The sequence below is a fragment of the Pseudomonas viridiflava genome (genome assembly GCF_900602065.1).
GTDB lineage: Bacteria > Pseudomonadota > Gammaproteobacteria > Pseudomonadales > Pseudomonadaceae > Aquipseudomonas.
This window is the reverse complement of sequence record NZ_UWFN01000265.1, coordinates 377,740-396,010: the sequence shown is the minus strand read 5'-3', so window position 1 is coordinate 396,010 and position 18,271 is coordinate 377,740. Positions and strand designations below refer to the sequence as shown.

Below are 18,271 nucleotides of genomic sequence, written 5' to 3'. Positions count from 1 at the left end.
AGTTCCCATGGGAGCCAGCATTACCCTTGCAGGTGAAAACCTGATTGCCCAAAAACAAGGTGCCAAAGAGGCGCTGCGCATTGCGCGCTTCCTGTTTGCCAACGTCCCCGGGCTGGACGCTAACGCGGTGGTCGATCGGGCAGCCGCCAAGCCAACGGCCGCACAGATCGTCTACACCTACCCATTGCCCGACGAAAACGCGGGCTATGTGAATCCCAACCAGGTGGTGTACAGCTCCCAACTGGGGTCCGACGTCGGCGATTGGGACTTCAACTGGATCGGTCTAGAAAGCGACGAGGGCGTGTTGTTCGCGGTGTCCTATGTGCCGCTGCAGCAGAAGCGCCGCAACATTCCGCCGCTGCAGATCGGCAACAACGTGACCCGTAACTTCCTGGTGGCCTTCGACGGTGCCCAGGCGCTCACCGGCATCACGATCGACGCCAGCACTTGGCAGCACGACTTCACTGTGCGCTTGGCTGGCATTGATGAGCGTGAGCGCGTGAGCAACCGCGACGTGTACGGGCGCGCCTGTTTCTTCAGCAGCTCGCTGCAGCTGGAAAAGGTCGGGACTGCCTATCAGCTCAAGCCCGGTACCGCGTACATCGAAGGTATTCGTCTGGTGCTGGCAGCAGCGCTGCCGGTCGCAGTTGCCGCACTGCCGGCACAGGTCTGGCTGGACGTAGTACTGCAGCGTGAGCTGAATGATGTAGTGCCCACCTGGAAGATGGTTTTCGGTGCTGACAAGGTGGATTACACGGACACACTCGGCGCAAAGCACTACTGCGTACCGATCGCCACGGTCACCGTTGGCGGTGTGGTCGCTGACCTTCGATCAGTAGAGGCAATCAACGGCCCCCTGGTGCAACAATTTGCGCTGCGTACCGGCGATTACGCTGCCTTACGCGCTCGTGCAACCACCAAGGAAGACGTGAAGCTGGGCAACATCCCCAACGCGATCAGCGACGACGCGGAAAAAAACAGCAGCGAGATCCTGGCCACGACCAAGGCGGTCAAGTCTTTGGGCACAGCGATCGGAACTGTTATTGAAAAAATCATTTCCGGCATTACCGAGGTCGGTAAAGCCGCGAAACTTGGCACCGCTCGCAAGATCACTTTGGACGGCGCCGTTACGGGTGAGGTCCTGTTCGATGGTTCGACCGATGTGAAACTCACTGCAGCAGCGGCTCAGGCGACCGAAGTCGTCTCGGGGGGAGCAAAAGTTGCCACCCAGCTGCAGGTCAATACCGGAGAGGATGACACCGCTTATATCACCTCGAAGAAGCTTCGGTGGGGGCTGGTGAAGGGCGTTAAATACATCATTTTCCCCACTTGGATGCTCAGTTTGAAACTGGTCTGGGGGCGTCTGGAGTCGGTGGGTCTGAATCAGTCGTTCTATGCCGTGACATTCCCGATCGCCTTCACCAGTGAGGTTTTCCACATCAATACTGTGATCAGCCGCAGCACTGTGATTTCAGGTGCCGTTGCAACTGTGATCAAGCCTGACCACACCTTGACCGGCTTTGAAGTTGCCGGCGACCAAGACACCAACACCTCAATCGGCGACATCCCCTGGTTCGCCTTCGGAATCTGACTATGACCATGTATGCGACTTGGATTGACGCTGACCAGCGATTCGCCTTTAGCCTGGAGGGTGGTGATCAAATCATCACTGCAGCCCGCCATACGGAGCTTTTGCAGGCTGAGAGCAGGGGCAGCACGCTGCAGCCTGACCCAAAGACGGGTCGCCCCGCCATTGTGGGCCGTGCTGAGACAGCCGTTGAAGAGGTGGCGACCACCAGCTACAACGAGAAAGTCCAAGAAATTAACGCGGCCTGTGAAGCGCAGATCACTGCCGGCTTTTGGTCCTCTGCCCTTGGAACGCCTTATTTCTACGACAGCCAGCTAGAGGACCAGTTGAATCTGACCGGCATCATCCAGGCAAACACTGACAGCGCCTATCCCTGCCGTGATGATCAGGGCGTGAAGGTCTTCCGGGATCACACCGCCGCGCAGCTGCAGCAAGTGGGTGACGACTTCATCAAACTCAAGTTGCAGCTGCTGCAGAAGGCCAATGGACTCAAACAGGTTTTGGACAGCGCACTGGCAGCGCTCGATCTGTCCGCGATCGCCGCTGTGGTCTGGGAGTTTGAGTCGCTATGAACTGGGCACCAGTGACCATGCGCTGGCCCGAGCAGGCCACCCAATGGATGGGCGAACTGACCGCCGCCAAGGATCTGGCCGGCGGTGAGCTGGCCAGCACGGCGCTACGCTTGGCGGGGCTGGATGGGTTGGCCACCACCAGCCCAGGTCCGGTCGGTGCGGCCGCCCAGGGCGTGATCGCTGCCGGTCGCGATGCGATGGCCAGCCAACTGGGCGAAGCGCCGGCGTGCATTACCGTGACGCCGTTTCAATCGGGTATCGGCCAGGGGCAGGGCAGCCAGCGTTTCCTGTCCGCGCCCAATTTGCTGCAGGTGATGGCCGACAAACTCACCGACAGCACGGACGATGCTCGTCCGACCGAGCCGCAATACGCATTGTCGATCCTGTTCCTGGGCACCAACTACGGCCAGCTGGCCAGCACCTTGTCCCGGTTCAATGCGTTGATGCCGGTTCCTGACCTGGTGCGGGCCGAACGGCGCGCACAGCACCTGTCCACGCTCGAGGCAGAAAAGTGGGTGATGCCCAGCGCCGGGCCGTTGCCACGCTGGGCCAGTCTGCCCCTGGAGCGCTGCACCGTGCTCAAGGCAGCCAAACAGGCCATGTCCAGTCAGTTGGCCACGCTGGAAAGCTACGCGGCAGACAGTTCGCCCCTGGGCGATCTCGCTGCGCTGGCAACACGCAAGGCAGCGCAGCAGCAGGGGAGTGACCAGAAGCTGGACGACCTCAAGGCGTTGCTGGCCGGCGGTGTCGAGGACACCACCATGCGCGCACGCCTGTTGGGACCAGGTACGCCGGCCGAGCTGCGCAAGGCGCTGCTGGAGGATGACGACGCCCCGGGGCATGAATGGGTACTGTCCAGCGGCGCAATGCTGGTCGGCTCGCTCCAGGGGCTGAGCTTTGTTCGTGAACTGGTGGGCCTATGACGTTATTGCTCGATGGCCAGCAGGTGCTGGGCAAACGCATGAAGGTCACGGCAAACCTGCGTATTGAAAGCGAGGATCTGTCGGGCCAAACCAGCGGCAGCGAAAAGGCGCACAAGGGCTTCAAGCCCAAGACGCTGGCCGTCTCCCTGCAAATCGCGTTTGTTGACGCGGTCCAACTGAAAACCCTGATGCGCCTGGCAGAAGCCACCGCCAGTGGCGGTGAGCTCAAAACCTACCGGATCGTGAACGACACGGCGTCGGCCTTTGGCATGCGCCAGGTGCAGTTCACCGAGGGCGTGAGCGCCCGGGAAGACGACACGCTCGCCTCCTGGTCGGTCCAGTTCACCTTGACCGAAAAGCAGTCGAACCCGGAGAAGGTCGAGCAGCGCCGAGCGGCCAACGGCACCACAGCGCAATCAGCCGCGGGCACTGGCGTGGCCAGCGAAGATGGGAGCGGGACGGGCACGCCGCTGACCGGCTTTGAAGCCACCTTGAAGAAACTGGACAACTACCTGGGCGGCACCTCATGAGCATGAAACTGCACAAGGTGCTGACGATCGGGGGGGCGGTGTATCCCCTGGTGAAAGATGACGTACGCCTTGAGCTGGCTGGCCCGGGGCGTGCGACGTTCACCGTTCAGGCAGCGGCTGCGCTGAAAGGCCTGGTCACCCTGGACGTGGGTTACAACGACAGCCTACTGCAGCGCCATTTCATAGGCTACGTGGAAACCTCGACCGCCGCTAACGGCACCGAGCAGGTGCTGTTCTGCCGAGAGCTGGCCGCGATCCTTGCCAAGCCGCTGCCCATGAACCTGCGTCACGTTCACCTGCAGGCCGTGCTCGAGGAGGTCAGCACCAAGACCGGTCTGCGCTTTCGTGTTCCGGGCCAGGCCTACGCCCGGGTCAAGGTGCCTTATTTCTACAGCCTGGCTGCCGGATACCAGGCAATGCAAAGCATGGCCGGCGTATTCGGGATCTCCGACTTTATCTGGCAGCAGCAGGGCGACGGTGAGGTGTTCGTGGGCAGTTGGGCCGATAGCTTCTTCGGTACCCGATCGCCGCTGCAGCTGCCCACCGAACTGTTCAACGGTTACCAGGGCAATCAGAGCGCAATGATCGCAGCCTTACCAGGTCTGCGCCCGGGCGCATCATTCAACCAGGGCGAGCGGATCACCAGTGTGACCCTTGCCGGCAGTCAGATGGCAATCAAATGGAAGACGCAATCCGCCGCGCTGTAGAGCGCCAGTTCCCCGAACTTACCGGCGGCTATCACCTGCCGCGCTTTGGCCGTGTGGTCGCGGTACCGGACGCCCCAGCGGCGCAAGGACTGTGCGACGATTTCCGCCCGCGCTTTGGCGTCGACGTTGAGGTGCTGCTGCCCAGTGGCGAGCCGGATCCGGATCTACCGGTACTGACCAGCGTGCCGCTGCCTGCGCCCATGGGCGGCCAGGAAGCTGGCATGTTTGGCTTTCCGGAGGAGGGTACCACCGTGGTGATCAGCTTTGCCTACGGTCTGCCGACCAAGCCTTTTATCACGCAGATCCTGCCGCACGGCCTGAGCCTGCCCCGGGTACCGAAGGGCGATCAGGTCTGGCAACACAGCGAAGCCTGCCAGCAGCGCGTCGACGCCGATGGCAACTGGCTGCGCCAAACGGACGGCAAGATCCAGGACAAGGCCATCGAGCGCGAAGTGGAAGCCCTGGACAACACCGAGAGCTTCCAGAACCACACCAGGACAGTGGACGACCATTCCATCGAGTCAGTGGGCGGCATCAAGAAAATCGAGGCGATGGGCGCGCTCAAGCTTTTGTCAGCCGGATCCGCGAGCCTGGCAGCGGTTGACGATCTGCACCAAGCGACCGGCCGTGATCTCAACCTGGTGGTGGGGCAGAAGCACAACGCCACGGTTGGTGGCGACATGCAGGAGCGGATCGAGGGCTTACGCCGAAGCGTGGCTGGCAGCAGTCAGCACCTGCAGGCCCCGAAAACTTGGCTAGGATCACAAAGCGTTAACGTGCTGCAGGTCCTTTGTGATGTGCTGGACCTCATCGAGCAGATGAATATGCAACTATCCACCCATACGCATCTGCCAGGGCCAGCCCCATCTGTCGCTGACGCCTCAATGTTTATAAAATCTGCAGAAACTTCCTCTTTGCTTTTAACCAAGCTTGCCGCTATAACCATGTCTGGTGTTTAGAGCAAAGTCTGTAATCAAGAGGTGTACTCAATGACAGCTAGCAAGGATGTTGCTGGACTTAATACTAATGAAGATCAACCTAAAATCTCGTCCACACCAGGACCTGCTTGGATTTCCGCACTTCAAAGTCCAGGGATACTAGCGTTGCAGGAAACAATCTCAAAGTTTCGTTCTAAAATGGATTTTATTAATTCAAAGATAAATATCCCTGTTTTCAAGAACATTTCTCTGCTTACTAACACGATTGAACTCATGCGGCGTGCTAACGAGGTTAGATCCGAAAAATATCCACAAATGGCTGAGAATCTGAGAGAGGCAGCCTCATTTAGCTGGTTTTCCAGCATGCTTTTTGATTTTAGAACATGGGAAGAGTTGCCGTTTGTAGCTGATGGTATTGAGGATGCGGCTGAACGTGAAAAACTCATTGAGTCCGCATACGCAGAGGCTTATCGAGACATGATGCCTTATCTTGTGGAACGAATAGCTTCTATGTTCCCCGCTCGATCCTTCGCTGTACTTCCTGCAGCGGCTGCGCACAACCGGGGAGAATATGCATTGTCCGTTCCGGTTTTTTTGTCACAGGCTGAAGGGGTACTAAGGGACTTCACTTCCAGTGAGCTTTTTAGTGAAAGAAAAGACCCTATCACAAAGTATGCAGCTCAGCAGCGTGCGTTAATCGATACGAATGGGAACTGGCTGAACTTATCGGATGATGCCGCGTGGGCTCAGTTGAGTGGTGATCTACCTATTGGCTGGGGGCCAAAGCTTCGGAGTGATAATAACTACTCAGGATTGAATAGAAATACAACACTCCACGGCATCGACTTATATTACGCGACCGAGCGCAACAGTTTGAAAGCTTTCTCCCTGTTATGCCACGTAGCTGGTATCTTTGAGTGGATTAATAGCGATATTGAGGAGGCGCCACAATGAATGCGTCTTGGTTATGTGCATTTGACGGTCCATAACTGGTCAATTTTAGTTGTGTAGCTTTGACTCATCATGTCCCGCCTCATTCCCCAGTCGGGGTTAGTCGGGACAGTTGCTATTCGGAGCGTACCTCTGCCCCACCTAGAATTTATTTCGTCTAGAACGCCCATCACTTTCTCTGCTGCCTGTGGCTGGCAGGACGCGAAGAGGTCATCAGTGAATTCGCCTGGCTGCCGTAAATCCATCAGCAGAACTTCGGCCTTGCTGTATTTGAAGCCAGGTCGGAACAGTCGATTTACTGCCTCGGTCGCAGCCTTGGTCATCAGCCGGACGTCATTCGTGGGATATGGCAACTCAACCAAGGCCCCGTTGGCGTACTTCGCCTCGTCAGGGTTGAACATGCCAGTCCGGATGCTGACCCTGATCTTCTTGCAAAGCGAGTTCTGCGCCCGCAGCTTTTCCGCTGCGCGCTGAACGTACGTCGCCACCGCCTCTTTTATAGGCTCAATGGTGGTCAAGCGCTTGCCGAACATCCGGCTGCTGCAGATCTCCTGCTTTGGCGGTTCCGCTTCGCCCAGCTCCAGGCAGCTGACCCCGGAAAGTTCACGGACCGTCTTCTCGATAACCACACTGAATTTCTTCCCAAGTACCGTAGGGTCGGCTTTGGCCAAGTCCATAGCGGTAAGGATATTCATCGCTTCCAAATGGGCCTTCATCTTGCGACCCACACCCCAGACCTCTGACACGGCAGTGTTTCGCAGCACCCAGGCGCGCTTATGGGGATCGCAGATATCCACTACTCCGCCCGTGTAGGACTGCAGTCGTTTGGCTGTGTGGTTGGCCAGCTTAGCCAGCGTTTTGGTGGGGCCAATGCCTACACCGACCGGAATACCGGTTGATCGGTGCACTGCGGTACGGATCGTTCGGCCAAATGCTGTCAGGTCGCCGGGCATGCCGGTGAGGTCGCAAAACGCTTCGTCGATGCTGTACACCTCCACGGCGGGCACCATGGACTCGATGACAGTCATGACCCGCTCGCTGATATCGCCATACAACGCGTAGTTGCTGCTGAAGGCTTGGACACCGTGCTGCCGCAGCGCGTCCTTGATTTGGAAGTAGGGTGCGCCCATCTTCACAAACGGCTTGGCGTCGTAGCTGCGTGCGATCACACAACCATCGTTATTGCTCAGCACCACGATTGGCGTTTTCGCCAGATCGGGCCTGAATACGCGCTCGCAACTGGCGTAGAAGCTGTTGCAATCGACCAGGGCGAAGACAGGCTCACGAATTGTCATGATCGCGCACGCTGTATTTCACAACGCCCCAGATCACCAACTCGTCGCATTCCATCACATGCCGTGGCGGGTATTTGGTGTTTTCGGAGGTGAGCATGCACACGTTGTCGCGCATATGCAGACGCTTGCACACCGGCTCTGAGTTGAGCGCTGCTATGACGATATCGCCATGCTCTGCGTACAGGCTGCGATCAACGATCACGATGTCACCGCTATAAATGCCCGCCCCTTGCATGCTGTCTCCCTCGATCTTAACCAGGTACACATGCGGCGCTCGAATGTCGAAAAGCTCATCCAAGGAAAGATGCTTTTCGATGTGATCGGCGGCCGGCGACGGGAATCCCGCAGGCACATGGAAAGAATAGAGCGGGAGCTTCTCGCCCCCAGTAGACACTGGGCCAAGGACGGTGATGGTCATGATGCTAACCTAACGCTAAATACTGTATGAACGTACAGTTAACGATTTCGGCTGCTTGCGGTCAATCTCATATGTAGGACATTTCGACGGGTGACATCATGTGCGGACGCTATTCGATCTACGAACCCATGGCCCACTACCTTAAAGAGCTGGGTTCAAAACAGATTGTGATCAACGGCTATGACGAGTGGCCGATTGATCGCTACAACGTCGCGCCGAGCACCCGCGTGGAGGTCATCCGTGGATTGGAACAAGGCCTCAGCGTGGACAAGGTCCGCTGGGGATGGTCGCCTTTCTGGGCAAAGGGGAAAAGGCCTGACCCAATCAATGCCAGGGTAGAGACGGTCACTACGGGAAAGTTCTTTAAGCAGCTCTGGCCGAATGGTCGTGTGCTTGTACCCGCGAACGGTTGGTTTGAATGGGTCAAGGATCCTGACGACCCGAAGATAAAGCAGCCCTACTTCATCAGGCTGAAAAGCAAGGCTCCGATGTTTTATGGGGGGCTGGCTCAGGTAACGCTCGGCCTGGAGCCACACGAGGGGGATGGTTTTGTGATCATCACCGCCGCCAGCGATGAGGGCATGGTCGACATTCACGATCGGCGTCCGCTTGTGCTGACACCCGAATACGCGAACGAATGGCTTGAGCCTGACCTGTCACCCGAACGGGCAGCGGAGATCGCGAAGGAATGCTGTAGGCCGGTGGATGATTTCGAGTGGTACTCAGTGAGCAAGGCAGTGGGGAACGTGAGGAACCAAGGCCCTGAGCTGATAGCACCTCTAAGTTAGGAAGCCGATCCTACCAGGTCAGAAAACTGGGCTGATCCCTCGTGAGCTGTGTGTTCCGGCACTGGGGCGAGGAAAACCCGCCGAGAAACAAAAAAACATCCGAAAAAGCACTTATCCCCCTCCCGCCGACGGGCTTTGTGTCCTTTTTTTGTGCAAATCCTTGAGCAGTGCAAACCAACCTCCAGCCCACGCCGCCCGTGGGCCTCTACAGGCGATCGGCCATTTCATTTTGTGAAAGGTTTTGTAAGGAAATGAAGCGCGGTTGCACAGCGCTGCGCTGACCAGGTGAAAACGGCCAAACGCTGATACCCCCGGATTCATTGGACGAAAAATTGAAAACCGTGGGTTTCGGTGCATTTTCAAAATCTTGATAGATCAGAAAGTGCGGGTGAACTGCAATCAGTCTGGGCGGGACGTTAAGCGGTGTGCGTCAGTCGGGCCGTGGGCTGCAGCGGATATCGGGGCTGCAATCAGTTTTCACGGGGCTGCACATGCTCTGTTGCGTTTGGGAGCCGCTTTCGGACGTTTGAAAAACGGGGTTTTGATGAGATTTGTTCTCAGGGGAGAGGGGGGGAATTCTGAAAACAGCGATATTGGCTATATGACCCATCGAGCTGCGCTGCAGGCCACGTTTTCTGTGGTCTCCCGGTATTACATGGCGAAGTAATATCAAGCGATATGAGACGTAATATTTTCCTCAAACCCCCGGATTCATTGGGTTTTAAGGAATGTAAATATAGCTATTTAGAAAGGTAACAATCTAGCCAATGTATCGCTTCAATATCGCCTTTTTCAGAATTGCTGAAAGCCCAGAAATGCAAGGGTTACAGCCAATTTTCGACAGGCATATTACAGATATCGCTATTTTTTTGGGCCCCCACGGATTTTAGGATTCGGTTTCCTATAGAAGGGGGCAGCCTGGCCATTCGTGTACATCTCCCGCGTTCTGAAGGTCACTCTTGCGGCGTCTAGCAGTGGTGGACTCAAGCAAGCACGGCTACATGCCCAGGAGTGCAGCAGAGTGATGAGGTGAATTACGCATTTGTGGGAAATTGTAGTTTGCAAACTTCTTGATTTTGTACGCTACAGCACGTTGAAGTAAGGAGGTTTCAGAAGTTGTGTTCACTTGTTTTTTTATGGATGGGCAGAATTTTAAAGTTATCCAAATTAGATTTCAAATAAAAATCATGCTTCTCGGTAGATCCCTCCATGATAAGAAATCTATCACCTACCTTCGCTACCAAGCGTCTTTCTTTTGTAGAGCCAAATAATCCCGGCTCCGTCAATACCGGAAAGCGGTCATCGATCCGATCCAAATCTGCGGTGGCTACCATGCTTCCTATTCCTGATGCCAACGTGAATACGGTGAACGCAGAGGATAGCGCCCAGCCGGAAGCCTCTACGAATCCCTTCCTATCCGGGAGGTTGTAAGTATGTAGGGCTTCAACTGAGTAAAATCCAAAGAGCATGCAAAGCCAAATATTCGCTAGCGGTGTAAATACATTAGTTACTGAAATAGTAGTGAAGAACGAGAGTATAAAAGCGCCAGCGATTATTAATAGAGGAATTCCAAGAATGCAGGAAACTTGGGTTTTTACCGATACATTATGTGAAAACAAGAAATAAGCTAGAACAGCGCCAGTGACGATCAATAGTGATGTAGGGAGGGCGTAGGTTAAGGTTTCTTGAAAAGTAAGATAGTCTGCAACCCATGTGCAACCGAGCTCGTTAAAGTATCCAGCGGCATGTTTTTGGCCGAGTAAATACGCAAACGGTGCAGACACAGCTGTCACTTGACCGAGCTCAATCAACGAAGGGGATTGCTGCCTGGCGTCGACCATGGTCAAGCTCCGATCTCTGAGCGTATGGGATTGGAAATCCGTTGGCGGGTTGTGGTTCACGGAAGCATCAAGCGCCTAACCCGCGACAGCATTGGGCTAAGTAAATTTTTCTAGGGTTACGCCATTTTTACGCCAGACGAAAAAAAAGGCCTTGAAAATCAAGGCCTTTCTTTATTGAGCTGGTGCCCCGAGGGAGAATCGAACTCCCACTTCTTTCGAAAACGGATTTTGAATCCGCCGCGTCTACCAATTCCGCCATCAGGGCTCAATGGCGGCGAAGTCTACAGACGGTATTACCGTTGGTCAATCACCTTTCATGGTCAATTTTGTCTCTTTCCGCTAAACTTCGCGGCCCTGCTAGACGAACTCCATCATGCGCGTTGCTGACTTTACTTTCGAGCTCCCTGATTCCCTGATCGCTCGCCATCCTTTGGCCGAGCGCCGCAGCAGTCGTTTGTTGACCCTGGACGGGGTCACGGGCGCGCTGGCTCACGAACATTTTTCCGATTTGCTGGAGCATGTGCGCCCCGGTGATTTGATGGTGTTCAACAATACCCGCGTGATTCCGGCGCGGCTGTTCGGCCAGAAGGCGTCGGGCGGCAAGCTGGAGATTCTGGTGGAGCGGGTGCTGGACACGCACAGCGTGCTGGCCCATGTGCGGTCGAGCAAATCGCCAAAGCCAGGTTCGATGATTGTTATCGATGGTGGTGGCGAAGCCGAGATGGTCGTGCGCCATGACACCTTGTTCGAACTGCGTTTCAGCGAGCCGGTCTTGCCGCTGCTGGAGCGTGTCGGGCACATGCCGCTGCCTCCTTATATAGACAGACCGGATGACAGCGCCGACCGCGAGCGTTATCAGACGGTCTACGCCCAGCGCGCCGGTGCTGTTGCTGCGCCGACGGCGGGTTTGCATTTCGATCAGCCGCTGCTGGATGCCATGCAAGCCAAAGGCGTGGAGATGGCGTTTGTCACCCTGCACGTGGGCGCGGGTACGTTCCAGCCGGTGCGGGTCGAGAAGCTTGAAGATCACCATATGCACAGCGAGTGGCTGGAAGTCGGCCAGGACGTTGTCGATGCAGTGGCCGCATGTCGTGCACGCGGCGGCCGGGTGATTGCGGTGGGTACGACCAGCGTGCGTTCGCTGGAAAGTGCTGCCCGTGACGGTGTGTTGAAGCCGTTCAGTGGCGACACCGACATCTTTATTTTTCCGGGGCGTCCCTTCCATGTGGTCGATGCCCTGGTGACCAACTTTCATTTGCCGGAATCCACGCTGCTGATGCTGGTTTCGGCATTCGCCGGTTATCCCGAAACCATGGCTGCCTACGCGGCGGCGGTGGAAAACGGCTACCGCTTCTTTAGTTACGGTGATGCCATGTTCATCACCCGCAATCCCGCGCCGACCGCTCCCAAGGCATCGGGCCCAGAGGATCACGCATGAGCCGCACCAGTCGTATGTCTTTCGAGTTGTTGGCCACTGACGGCAAGGCGCGTCGTGGTCGTCTGACCTTCCCGCGAGGCGTGGTGGAAACACCGGCGTTCATGCCGGTGGGCACTTATGGCACGGTCAAGGGCATGCTGCCGCGTGACATCGAGGCCACTGGCGCGCAAATCATTCTGGGTAACACGTTCCACTTGTGGCTGCGTCCGGGTACCGAGGTCATCAAGGCTCACGGTGACTTGCACGATTTCATGAAGTGGAATGGTCCGATTCTGACTGACTCGGGCGGCTTTCAGGTGTTCAGCCTGGGCGCGATGCGCAAGATCAAGGAGGAGGGCGTGACCTTCGCCTCTCCTGTGGATGGCGCCAAGGTATTCATGGGGCCGGAAGAGTCGATGCAGGTGCAGCGTGATCTGGGCTCCGACATCGTGATGATTTTCGATGAATGCACGCCTTACCCGGCTGACGAAGACGTTGCCCGTGTGTCCATGGAGTTGTCGCTGCGCTGGGCCAAGCGCTCTAAAGTCGCCCATGGCGAAAGCACTGCCGCGCTGTTCGGAATTGTTCAGGGCGGCATGCATGAAAGTCTGCGCAAGCGTTCGCTGGAAGGCCTTGATCAGATCGGCTTTGATGGCCTGGCCATCGGCGGTTTGTCGGTCGGCGAACCCAAGCACGAGATGATCAAGGTGCTGGATTATCTGCCTGGCCTGATGCCTCCTGAAAAACCTCGTTACCTTATGGGGGTAGGCAAGCCTGAAGATCTGGTTGAGGGTGTGCGCCGCGGAATCGACATGTTCGATTGCGTGATGCCGACCCGCAATGCCCGCAACGGTCATTTGTTCATTGATACAGGTGTATTGAAGATCCGTAACGCGTTCCATCGTCACGATGATTCGCCTCTGGATCCGACCTGCGATTGCTACACCTGTCAGAACTTCTCGCGCGCTTATCTGCATCACCTGGACAAGTGCGGCGAAATGCTGGGAAGCATGCTGAATACGATCCACAATTTGCGGCATTACCAGCGCCTTATGGCTGGTTTGCGCGAGGCTATTCAACAAGGTACATTGGCCGCCTTTGTCGATGCCTTCTATGCCAAGCGCGGGATTCCAACGCCGCCGATGGACTGAGTCAAAACAAGTTTTTCTGCTTTTTACTTAATTATGCAACTGGAGTGCTAAATGAGCTTTTTCATCTCTCCCGCTTTCGCGGACGCTGCTGCACCTGCTGCTGGCCCTATGGGTGGCGGTTTTGAATGGATCTTCCTGGTCGGCTTCCTGGTCATCTTCTATCTGATGATCTGGCGTCCACAGGCCAAGCGCGCCAAAGAGCAGAAGAACCTGCTGGGCAACTTGCAGAAGGGCGACGAAGTGGTTACCACCGGCGGTATCGCTGGCAAGATCACTAAAGTGACTGATGACTTCGTTGTTATCGAAGTTTCCGACACTGTTGAGCTGAAAATGCAGAAGGGCGCTATTGCTGCCACGCTGCCAAAGGGCACCCTGAAAGCGATTTAAGATTCAGACTTTTACCAATCGACGGGGCGCGCAAGGCGCCCCGCGTTATAAGCGGGCGGCGTGATGCTGAACAAATACCCTCTGTGGAAATACGTACTGATCCTGGCGGTGCTGGTGATCGGTTTTATTTATTCCGCACCCAATCTCTACCCTGACGATCCAGCGATCCAGATCAGCGGCGCAAGCACTGCGCTGCAGGTGGGGCAGGCTGATCTGGAGCGGGCGAGCAAAGCGCTTGTTGATTCCGGAATCGCGGTCAAGGCCTCTTCGCTGGCCGAGAATGGCAAAGGCGGTTTGTTGCGTCTGAGCAAGCAGGAAGACCAGCTGCCAGCCAAGGATGTTGTGCGCAAGGCGTTAGGCGATGACTATGTCGTTGCACTGAACCTGGCCCCGACTACTCCGCCATGGTTGCGCAATCTGGGTGCAACCCCGATGAAGATGGGTCTGGACTTGTCCGGTGGTGTGCACTTCCTGCTGGAAGTTGACATGGACAAGGCGCTGGATGCGCGTCTGAAAGTTTATGAAGGCGAAGTCAAAAGCCTGTTGCGCAAGGAAAAGGTGCGTTATCGCAGCCTGCCGCAACTGGGTGGCGCTATTCAATTGGGTTTCAGCGATGATGCTGCCCGTGAAGAAGCCCGTGCTCTGGTTCGCAAGAATTTCACCGATTTCGAAATCACTCCGGCTGAGCTGAACGGCATTCCTGTGCTGCGTCTGGCAATGACCCCGGCGAAGATCAACGAGATCCGCGATTACTCCATCAAGCAGAACTTGACCACGGTACGGAACCGGGTCAACGAGCTGGGTGTTGCCGAGCCTCTGGTTCAGCGTCAGGGTGCCAACCGTATCGTGGTTGAGCTGCCGGGCGTGCAGGACACCGCTGAAGCCAAGCGTATTCTGGGCAAGACAGCCAACCTTGAGTTCCGTCTGGGCGCAGGTCCGGATGACTCCAAAGCCACCACCGAAATGTTCGAGTTCCGCGAAGGCGGTCGTCCGGCAGCACCGGTGGAGCGTGGTCTGATCATCACCGGTGATCAGGTGACTGACGCCAAGGCGAGCTTTGACGAGCACGGCCGTCCACAGGTGAATATCACCCTGGACGGTCACGGTGGCGAGTTGATGAGCCGTGCGACCCGCAGCAACGTGGGTCGTAGCATGGCGGTGATCTTCATCGAGCAGAAACCGACCACTACCTACACCAAACAGACTGTCGACGGCGTCGAGAAAGACGTGCCGGTTCAGACCTTCAAGGAAGAAAAGAAGATCATCAGTCTGGCGACCATCCAGTCGCCACTGGGCGCTCAGTTCCGGATTACCGGCCTGAATGGTCAGGGTGAGTCTTCCGAGCTGGCGCTGTTGCTGCGTGCCGGTGGTCTGGCTGCTCCGATGTACTTCGCTGAAGAGCGCACAATCGGTCCGAGCCTGGGTGCTGACAACATCACCAAGGGTATCGACGCTTCCTTGTGGGGCATGCTGTTCGTTTCGCTGTTCATCATGGCTATCTATCGCTTCTTCGGTTTGATCGCGACAGTTGCTCTGGCACTGAACATGGTCATGCTGCTGGCGTTGATGTCGCTGCTGAGCGCGACGCTGACCCTGCCGGGTATTGCCGGTATCGTCTTGACGATGGGTATGGCGGTGGACGCCAACGTGCTGATCTTCTCGCGGATACGTGAGGAAATCGCTAACGGCATGACCATTCAGCGAGCGATCCATGAAGGTTTCGACCGCGCCTATACCGCGATCCTCGACGCCAACCTGACGACGTTGCTGGTCGGCGGCATTCTCTTCGCAATGGGCACCGGCCCGGTGAAGGGTTTTGCGGTGACCATGTCGCTCGGGATCTTTACCTCGATGTTCACGGCCATCATGGTGACCCGCGCAATGGTCAACCTGATCTATGGCGGGCGTGACTTCAAGAAGTTGTGGATTTAAGGGGCTGCCATGTTACGTACCATTAACTTCATGGGCGTGCGCAATGTTGCGTTCGCCGTCACGATGCTCCTTACCGTTCTGGCGTTGTTCAGCTGGTTCCACAAGGGGCTCAACTATGGCCTGGACTTCACCGGCGGTACGCTGATCGAGCTGACTTACGAGCGTCCTGCCGATCTGGGCAAGGTTCGTGAGGAGCTGGTCAGCTCGGGTTATCACGATGCTGTGGTGCAAAACTTCGGCGCCACTACCGATCTGCTCGTGCGTATGCCGGGCGAAGATCCGCAGTTGGGTTCCCAGGTTGCCGATGCTCTGCGTAAAGCGGGCGGCGACAACCCGGCTACCGTCAAGCGCGTCGAGTTCGTAGGGCCGCAGGTAGGTGAAGAGCTGCGCGACCAGGGTGGCCTGGGCATGCTTCTGGCTCTGGGTGGTGTATTGATCTACCTGGCCTTCCGCTTTCAGTGGAAGTTCGCGGTCGGTGCGATCATCTCCCTGATCCACGACGTGGTCGTGACGATGGGTATCCTGTCGTTCTTCCAGATCACCTTCGACCTGACGGTGCTGGCGGCAGTGCTCGCCATCATCGGCTACTCGCTCAACGACACCATTGTGGTATTTGACCGTGTGCGGGAAAACTTCCGTTTGCTGCGCAAGGCATCGTTGATCGAAAATATCAACATCTCCACGACTCAAACGCTGCTGCGTACCGTTGCAACGTCGGTTTCGACCTTGCTGGCGATTGCGGCCTTGTGGGTGTTTGGTGGTGACAACCTTGAAGGTTTCTCCATCGCGCTGTTCGTCGGTGTAGTGGCGGGTACTTACTCTTCCATCTATATCGCGAACGTGGTGCTGATCTGGCTGAACTTGACCACAGAGGATCTGATTCCTCCTGTAGTCGCCGAGAAGGCTGACGATCTTCCCTGATCGCTGTGCTTCCCGAGAGTGATACAAAAAGGGCATGAGTTTTGAACTCATGCCCTTTTTTGTGCTCCAAGGCTTGGGTTCGTGGATTGCCGACGCTTGCGCTGAAACGGTGACGATCCCAAGTACTGCGTAGGAAAACTACGTTTGAGATGGTCAGGAGGTTCACGTGAACAAATCGTTGCTTGTTGGTGCTGTGCTGGGCGCTGCCGTTGTTACGGCTGGCGGTGCTGTTGCCACCTACAGCCTCGTTAAAAGCGGCCCGGAATATGCGGATGTGCTGGCAGTCGAGCCGGTTAAACAGCAAATAAAAACGCCGCGTGAAGTTTGCAAAGATGTCACCGTAACCAAACGTGCTCCGGTCAAGGATGAGCACCAGATTGTGGGCAGTGTGATCGGTGCTGTTGCGGGTGGCTTGCTGGGTAACCAGGTGGGCGGCGGCAATGGCAAGAAGATCGCTACCGTAGCGGGCGCTGTTGGCGGCGGCTATGCCGGTAACAAGGTTCAGGAAGGCATGCAGAACCGCGACACTTACACCACCACCGAGACTCGCTGCAACACGGTCAATGACATCAGCGACAAGGTCGTGGGTTATGACGTGAAGTACAAGCTTAACGACAAGGTGGGTCAGGTACGCATGGATCGTGATCCGGGCGGTCAGATTCCAGTCAACAAGGAAGGCCAGCTGATTCTGGGTCAAAACCAGCAATAAGTCTTGAGTCTGCGTTGATCAGAAAAAGCACCTTCGGGTGCTTTTTCTTTTCTGTGTGGCGGAAAGTGGCAGGCACAAAAAAACCGGCGCTTGGCCGGTTTTTTATGGGGCTGAATCTTAACGCTTCATCGTGGCCGGCAAGTGCGGTGCGATGGAGGTCAGAACAGCTTTGAAGCACTTGGTGTTACCAGCAACGATGTGGCCTTTCTCCAGGAAGTCGTGACCGCCTGTGAAGTCGCTGACCAGGCCGCCTGCTTCTTGAATCAGCAGTGCGCCTGCAGCCATGTCCCACTCGGACAGGCCTGATTCCCAGAACGCGTCGAAACGGCCTGCTGCTACATAAGCCAGGTCCAGGCTGGCAGCGCCTGCGCGACGGATGCCTGCGGTCTGGCCTACCAGGCTACGGAACATGCCCAGGTAGTTTTCCAGGTTGTCCATCTGGTTGTCGCGGAACGGGAAGCCGGTGCCGAGCAGGGCGCCGTCAAGGCTGGTGCGCGGGCTGACGCGCATGCGGCGACCGTTAAGCTGCGCGCCATTACCTGCGCTGGCGGTGAATTCTTCCTGACGAACAGGATCCAGAACCACTGCGTGAGCCAGACGACCTTTGTGTTTGCAGGCAATGCTGACCGCGAAGTGCGGAATGCCGCGAAGAAAGTTGGTGGTGCCGTCCAGTGGGTCGATGATCCACAGGTAGTCAGCGCCTTCACCGCTGCCTTCGTGCATGCCGGTTTCTTCACCAAGAATGCCGTGAGTCGGGTAGGCCTTGCGCAGGGCGGTGATGATCAGTTGCTCGGCCGCGCGATCGATTTCGCTGACGTAATCCTTCGCGCCTTTTTCATCGACCTTGATGGTATCCAGGCGCTCGATGGAGCGGAAGATCAATTCGCTGGCGCTGCGGGCGGCGCGCAGCGCGATATTCAGCATGGGCTGCATGGACGTTTCACCTAGGTCGTTAAAGAAAGCCGAACATTGTATTGGCTGTGTCGGAATTTTTCCAGCGCTGGTGCGAGTAATGTTGGAACGAACGGGCGTATATCTGACATTCGCGGTGTGCTCGTCGCGGGCAAGCACTGCTCCCACAGGTTGGTCGTGATCTCAAGCTCATGATGGAACTGTGGGACCGAATTCATTCGGGAAGGCGGTATTTCTGGCTACACAAAGGCTGCGAATGTCCCGTCCTTTTCTCTAATGAATTCGCTCCCA

18 protein-coding genes and 1 tRNA gene are annotated in these 18,271 nt (G+C 56.5%); 14 read left to right on the top strand and 5 right to left on the bottom strand.

Annotated features, from left to right (window positions below; genetic code table 11):
- Positions 1 to 7: 7 nt before the first annotated feature.
- From EE949_RS16940 to EE949_RS16910, 7 genes are read left to right on the top strand one after another with little or no spacing between them, the layout of a single operon-like run.
- Complete coding sequence (locus EE949_RS16940) at positions 8 to 1,591, top strand: phage tail protein (RefSeq protein ID WP_122665324.1); 1,584 nt, start codon at positions 8 to 10, stop codon at positions 1,589 to 1,591.
- Positions 1,592 to 1,593: 2 nt separating this feature from the next.
- Positions 1,594 to 2,160 (top strand): hypothetical protein, encoded by a 567-nt coding sequence (locus EE949_RS16935; RefSeq protein ID WP_122665323.1) that lies wholly within the window; start codon positions 1,594 to 1,596, stop codon positions 2,158 to 2,160.
- Positions 2,157 to 3,083, top strand: a complete 927-nt coding sequence (locus EE949_RS16930; protein WP_122665322.1) for a hypothetical protein — start codon at positions 2,157 to 2,159, stop codon at positions 3,081 to 3,083. Before EE949_RS16935 ends, EE949_RS16930 begins: the two co-directional genes overlap by 4 nt.
- Positions 3,080 to 3,613 (top strand): DNA-binding protein, encoded by a 534-nt coding sequence (locus tag EE949_RS16925; protein ID WP_122665321.1) that lies wholly within the window; start codon positions 3,080 to 3,082, stop codon positions 3,611 to 3,613. The genes EE949_RS16930 and EE949_RS16925 overlap by 4 nt, the downstream gene beginning before the upstream one ends.
- Complete coding sequence (locus tag EE949_RS16920) at positions 3,610 to 4,320, top strand: hypothetical protein (protein WP_122665320.1); 711 nt, start codon at positions 3,610 to 3,612, stop codon at positions 4,318 to 4,320. The genes EE949_RS16925 and EE949_RS16920 overlap by 4 nt, the downstream gene beginning before the upstream one ends.
- Positions 4,293 to 5,279 carry a hypothetical protein gene (locus tag EE949_RS16915; protein ID WP_122665319.1) on the top strand — a complete coding sequence of 329 codons (987 nt, stop codon included), beginning with the start codon at positions 4,293 to 4,295 and terminating at the stop codon, positions 5,277 to 5,279. The genes EE949_RS16920 and EE949_RS16915 overlap by 28 nt, the downstream gene beginning before the upstream one ends.
- A 30-nt stretch (positions 5,280 to 5,309) precedes the next feature.
- On the top strand, positions 5,310 to 6,212 hold the full coding sequence (locus tag EE949_RS16910; RefSeq protein ID WP_162874438.1) for a hypothetical protein: 903 nt from the start codon (positions 5,310 to 5,312) through the stop codon (positions 6,210 to 6,212).
- A gap of 11 nt (positions 6,213 to 6,223) precedes the next feature.
- Here EE949_RS16910 and EE949_RS16905 read toward each other — a convergent pair whose 3' ends face one another.
- Together EE949_RS16905 and EE949_RS16900 are read right to left on the bottom strand one after the other, a co-directional pair.
- Positions 6,224 to 7,504: a Y-family DNA polymerase gene (locus EE949_RS16905; RefSeq protein WP_122665317.1), complete on the bottom strand. Its 1,281-nt coding sequence runs from the start codon at positions 7,502 to 7,504 to the stop codon at positions 6,224 to 6,226.
- Positions 7,491 to 7,922 carry a LexA family protein gene (locus tag EE949_RS16900; protein WP_122665316.1) on the bottom strand — a complete coding sequence of 144 codons (432 nt, stop codon included), beginning with the start codon at positions 7,920 to 7,922 and terminating at the stop codon, positions 7,491 to 7,493. Before EE949_RS16900 ends, EE949_RS16905 begins: the two co-directional genes overlap by 14 nt.
- A gap of 98 nt (positions 7,923 to 8,020) precedes the next feature.
- Here EE949_RS16900 and EE949_RS16895 point away from each other — a divergent pair, with 98 nt between their 5' ends.
- On the top strand, positions 8,021 to 8,710 hold the full coding sequence (locus EE949_RS16895) for an SOS response-associated peptidase family protein (RefSeq protein WP_122665315.1): 690 nt from the start codon (positions 8,021 to 8,023) through the stop codon (positions 8,708 to 8,710).
- A gap of 1,109 nt (positions 8,711 to 9,819) precedes the next feature.
- On the opposite strand, the gene EE949_RS16890 is transcribed toward EE949_RS16895, so the two are convergent.
- Positions 9,820 to 10,551 carry a hypothetical protein gene (locus tag EE949_RS16890; protein ID WP_122665314.1) on the bottom strand — a complete coding sequence of 244 codons (732 nt, stop codon included), beginning with the start codon at positions 10,549 to 10,551 and terminating at the stop codon, positions 9,820 to 9,822.
- A 180-nt stretch (positions 10,552 to 10,731) separates the two neighbouring features.
- Positions 10,732 to 10,816: transfer RNA gene (locus EE949_RS16885), tRNA-Leu, on the bottom strand.
- Between the two features lie 108 nt (positions 10,817 to 10,924).
- Here EE949_RS16885 and queA point away from each other — a divergent pair.
- The 6 genes from queA to EE949_RS16855 all read left to right on the top strand — a co-directional run bounded on the left by queA (position 10,925) and on the right by EE949_RS16855 (position 17,068).
- A complete protein-coding gene (queA, locus tag EE949_RS16880) occupies positions 10,925 to 11,989 on the top strand; it encodes a tRNA preQ1(34) S-adenosylmethionine ribosyltransferase-isomerase QueA (RefSeq protein ID WP_122665313.1) in 1,065 nt (354 codons plus the stop codon).
- A gap of 14 nt (positions 11,990 to 12,003) precedes the next feature.
- Positions 12,004 to 13,119, top strand: a complete 1,116-nt coding sequence (gene tgt / locus EE949_RS16875; RefSeq protein WP_087264944.1) for a tRNA guanosine(34) transglycosylase Tgt — start codon at positions 12,004 to 12,006, stop codon at positions 13,117 to 13,119.
- Between the two features lie 51 nt (positions 13,120 to 13,170).
- Complete coding sequence (yajC, locus tag EE949_RS16870; RefSeq protein WP_032630903.1) at positions 13,171 to 13,506, top strand: preprotein translocase subunit YajC; 336 nt, start codon at positions 13,171 to 13,173, stop codon at positions 13,504 to 13,506.
- 63 nt (positions 13,507 to 13,569) lie between these two features.
- On the top strand, positions 13,570 to 15,438 hold the full coding sequence (gene secD, locus EE949_RS16865) for a protein translocase subunit SecD (protein WP_122665312.1): 1,869 nt from the start codon (positions 13,570 to 13,572) through the stop codon (positions 15,436 to 15,438).
- A gap of 9 nt (positions 15,439 to 15,447) precedes the next feature.
- A complete protein-coding gene (gene secF, locus EE949_RS16860) occupies positions 15,448 to 16,359 on the top strand; it encodes a protein translocase subunit SecF (RefSeq protein ID WP_122665311.1) in 912 nt (303 codons plus the stop codon).
- Positions 16,360 to 16,525: 166 nt separating this feature from the next.
- Positions 16,526 to 17,068, top strand: a complete 543-nt coding sequence (locus EE949_RS16855) for a glycine zipper 2TM domain-containing protein (RefSeq protein ID WP_027899883.1) — start codon at positions 16,526 to 16,528, stop codon at positions 17,066 to 17,068.
- Positions 17,069 to 17,185: 117 nt separating this feature from the next.
- On the opposite strand, the gene suhB is transcribed toward EE949_RS16855, so the two are convergent.
- Positions 17,186 to 18,001, bottom strand: coding sequence for a type III secretion system regulator SuhB (gene suhB / locus EE949_RS16850; protein WP_122665310.1), 816 nt, complete (start codon positions 17,999 to 18,001; stop codon positions 17,186 to 17,188).
- Positions 18,002 to 18,271: the final 270 nt, after the last annotated feature.

What these genes read in the sequence shown, in the direction of transcription:
- EE949_RS16925 (WP_122665321.1), top strand. Translation starts at nt 3,080, where the DNA reads ATGACGTTATTGCTCGATGGCCAGCAGGTGCTGGGCAAACGCATGAAG.
- yajC (WP_032630903.1), top strand. Translation starts at nt 13,171, where the DNA reads ATGAGCTTTTTCATCTCTCCCGCTTTCGCGGACGCTGCTGCACCTGCT.
- EE949_RS16915 (WP_122665319.1), top strand. Translation starts at nt 4,293, where the DNA reads ATGGAAGACGCAATCCGCCGCGCTGTAGAGCGCCAGTTCCCCGAACTT.
- EE949_RS16910 (WP_162874438.1), top strand. Translation starts at nt 5,310, where the DNA reads ATGACAGCTAGCAAGGATGTTGCTGGACTTAATACTAATGAAGATCAA.
- EE949_RS16895 (WP_122665315.1), top strand. Translation starts at nt 8,021, where the DNA reads ATGTGCGGACGCTATTCGATCTACGAACCCATGGCCCACTACCTTAAA.
- tgt (WP_087264944.1), top strand. Translation starts at nt 12,004, where the DNA reads ATGTCTTTCGAGTTGTTGGCCACTGACGGCAAGGCGCGTCGTGGTCGT.
- suhB (WP_122665310.1), bottom strand. Translation starts at nt 18,001, where the DNA reads ATGCAGCCCATGCTGAATATCGCGCTGCGCGCCGCCCGCAGCGCCAGC.
- EE949_RS16920 (WP_122665320.1), top strand. Translation starts at nt 3,610, where the DNA reads ATGAGCATGAAACTGCACAAGGTGCTGACGATCGGGGGGGCGGTGTAT.
- EE949_RS16905 (WP_122665317.1), bottom strand. Translation starts at nt 7,504, where the DNA reads ATGACAATTCGTGAGCCTGTCTTCGCCCTGGTCGATTGCAACAGCTTC.
- secD (WP_122665312.1), top strand. Translation starts at nt 13,570, where the DNA reads ATGCTGAACAAATACCCTCTGTGGAAATACGTACTGATCCTGGCGGTG.
- EE949_RS16935 (WP_122665323.1), top strand. Translation starts at nt 1,594, where the DNA reads ATGACCATGTATGCGACTTGGATTGACGCTGACCAGCGATTCGCCTTT.
- EE949_RS16940 (WP_122665324.1), top strand. Translation starts at nt 8, where the DNA reads ATGGGAGCCAGCATTACCCTTGCAGGTGAAAACCTGATTGCCCAAAAA.
- queA (WP_122665313.1), top strand. Translation starts at nt 10,925, where the DNA reads ATGCGCGTTGCTGACTTTACTTTCGAGCTCCCTGATTCCCTGATCGCT.
- EE949_RS16900 (WP_122665316.1), bottom strand. Translation starts at nt 7,922, where the DNA reads ATGACCATCACCGTCCTTGGCCCAGTGTCTACTGGGGGCGAGAAGCTC.
- EE949_RS16890 (WP_122665314.1), bottom strand. Translation starts at nt 10,551, where the DNA reads ATGGTCGACGCCAGGCAGCAATCCCCTTCGTTGATTGAGCTCGGTCAA.
- EE949_RS16930 (WP_122665322.1), top strand. Translation starts at nt 2,157, where the DNA reads ATGAACTGGGCACCAGTGACCATGCGCTGGCCCGAGCAGGCCACCCAA.
- secF (WP_122665311.1), top strand. Translation starts at nt 15,448, where the DNA reads ATGTTACGTACCATTAACTTCATGGGCGTGCGCAATGTTGCGTTCGCC.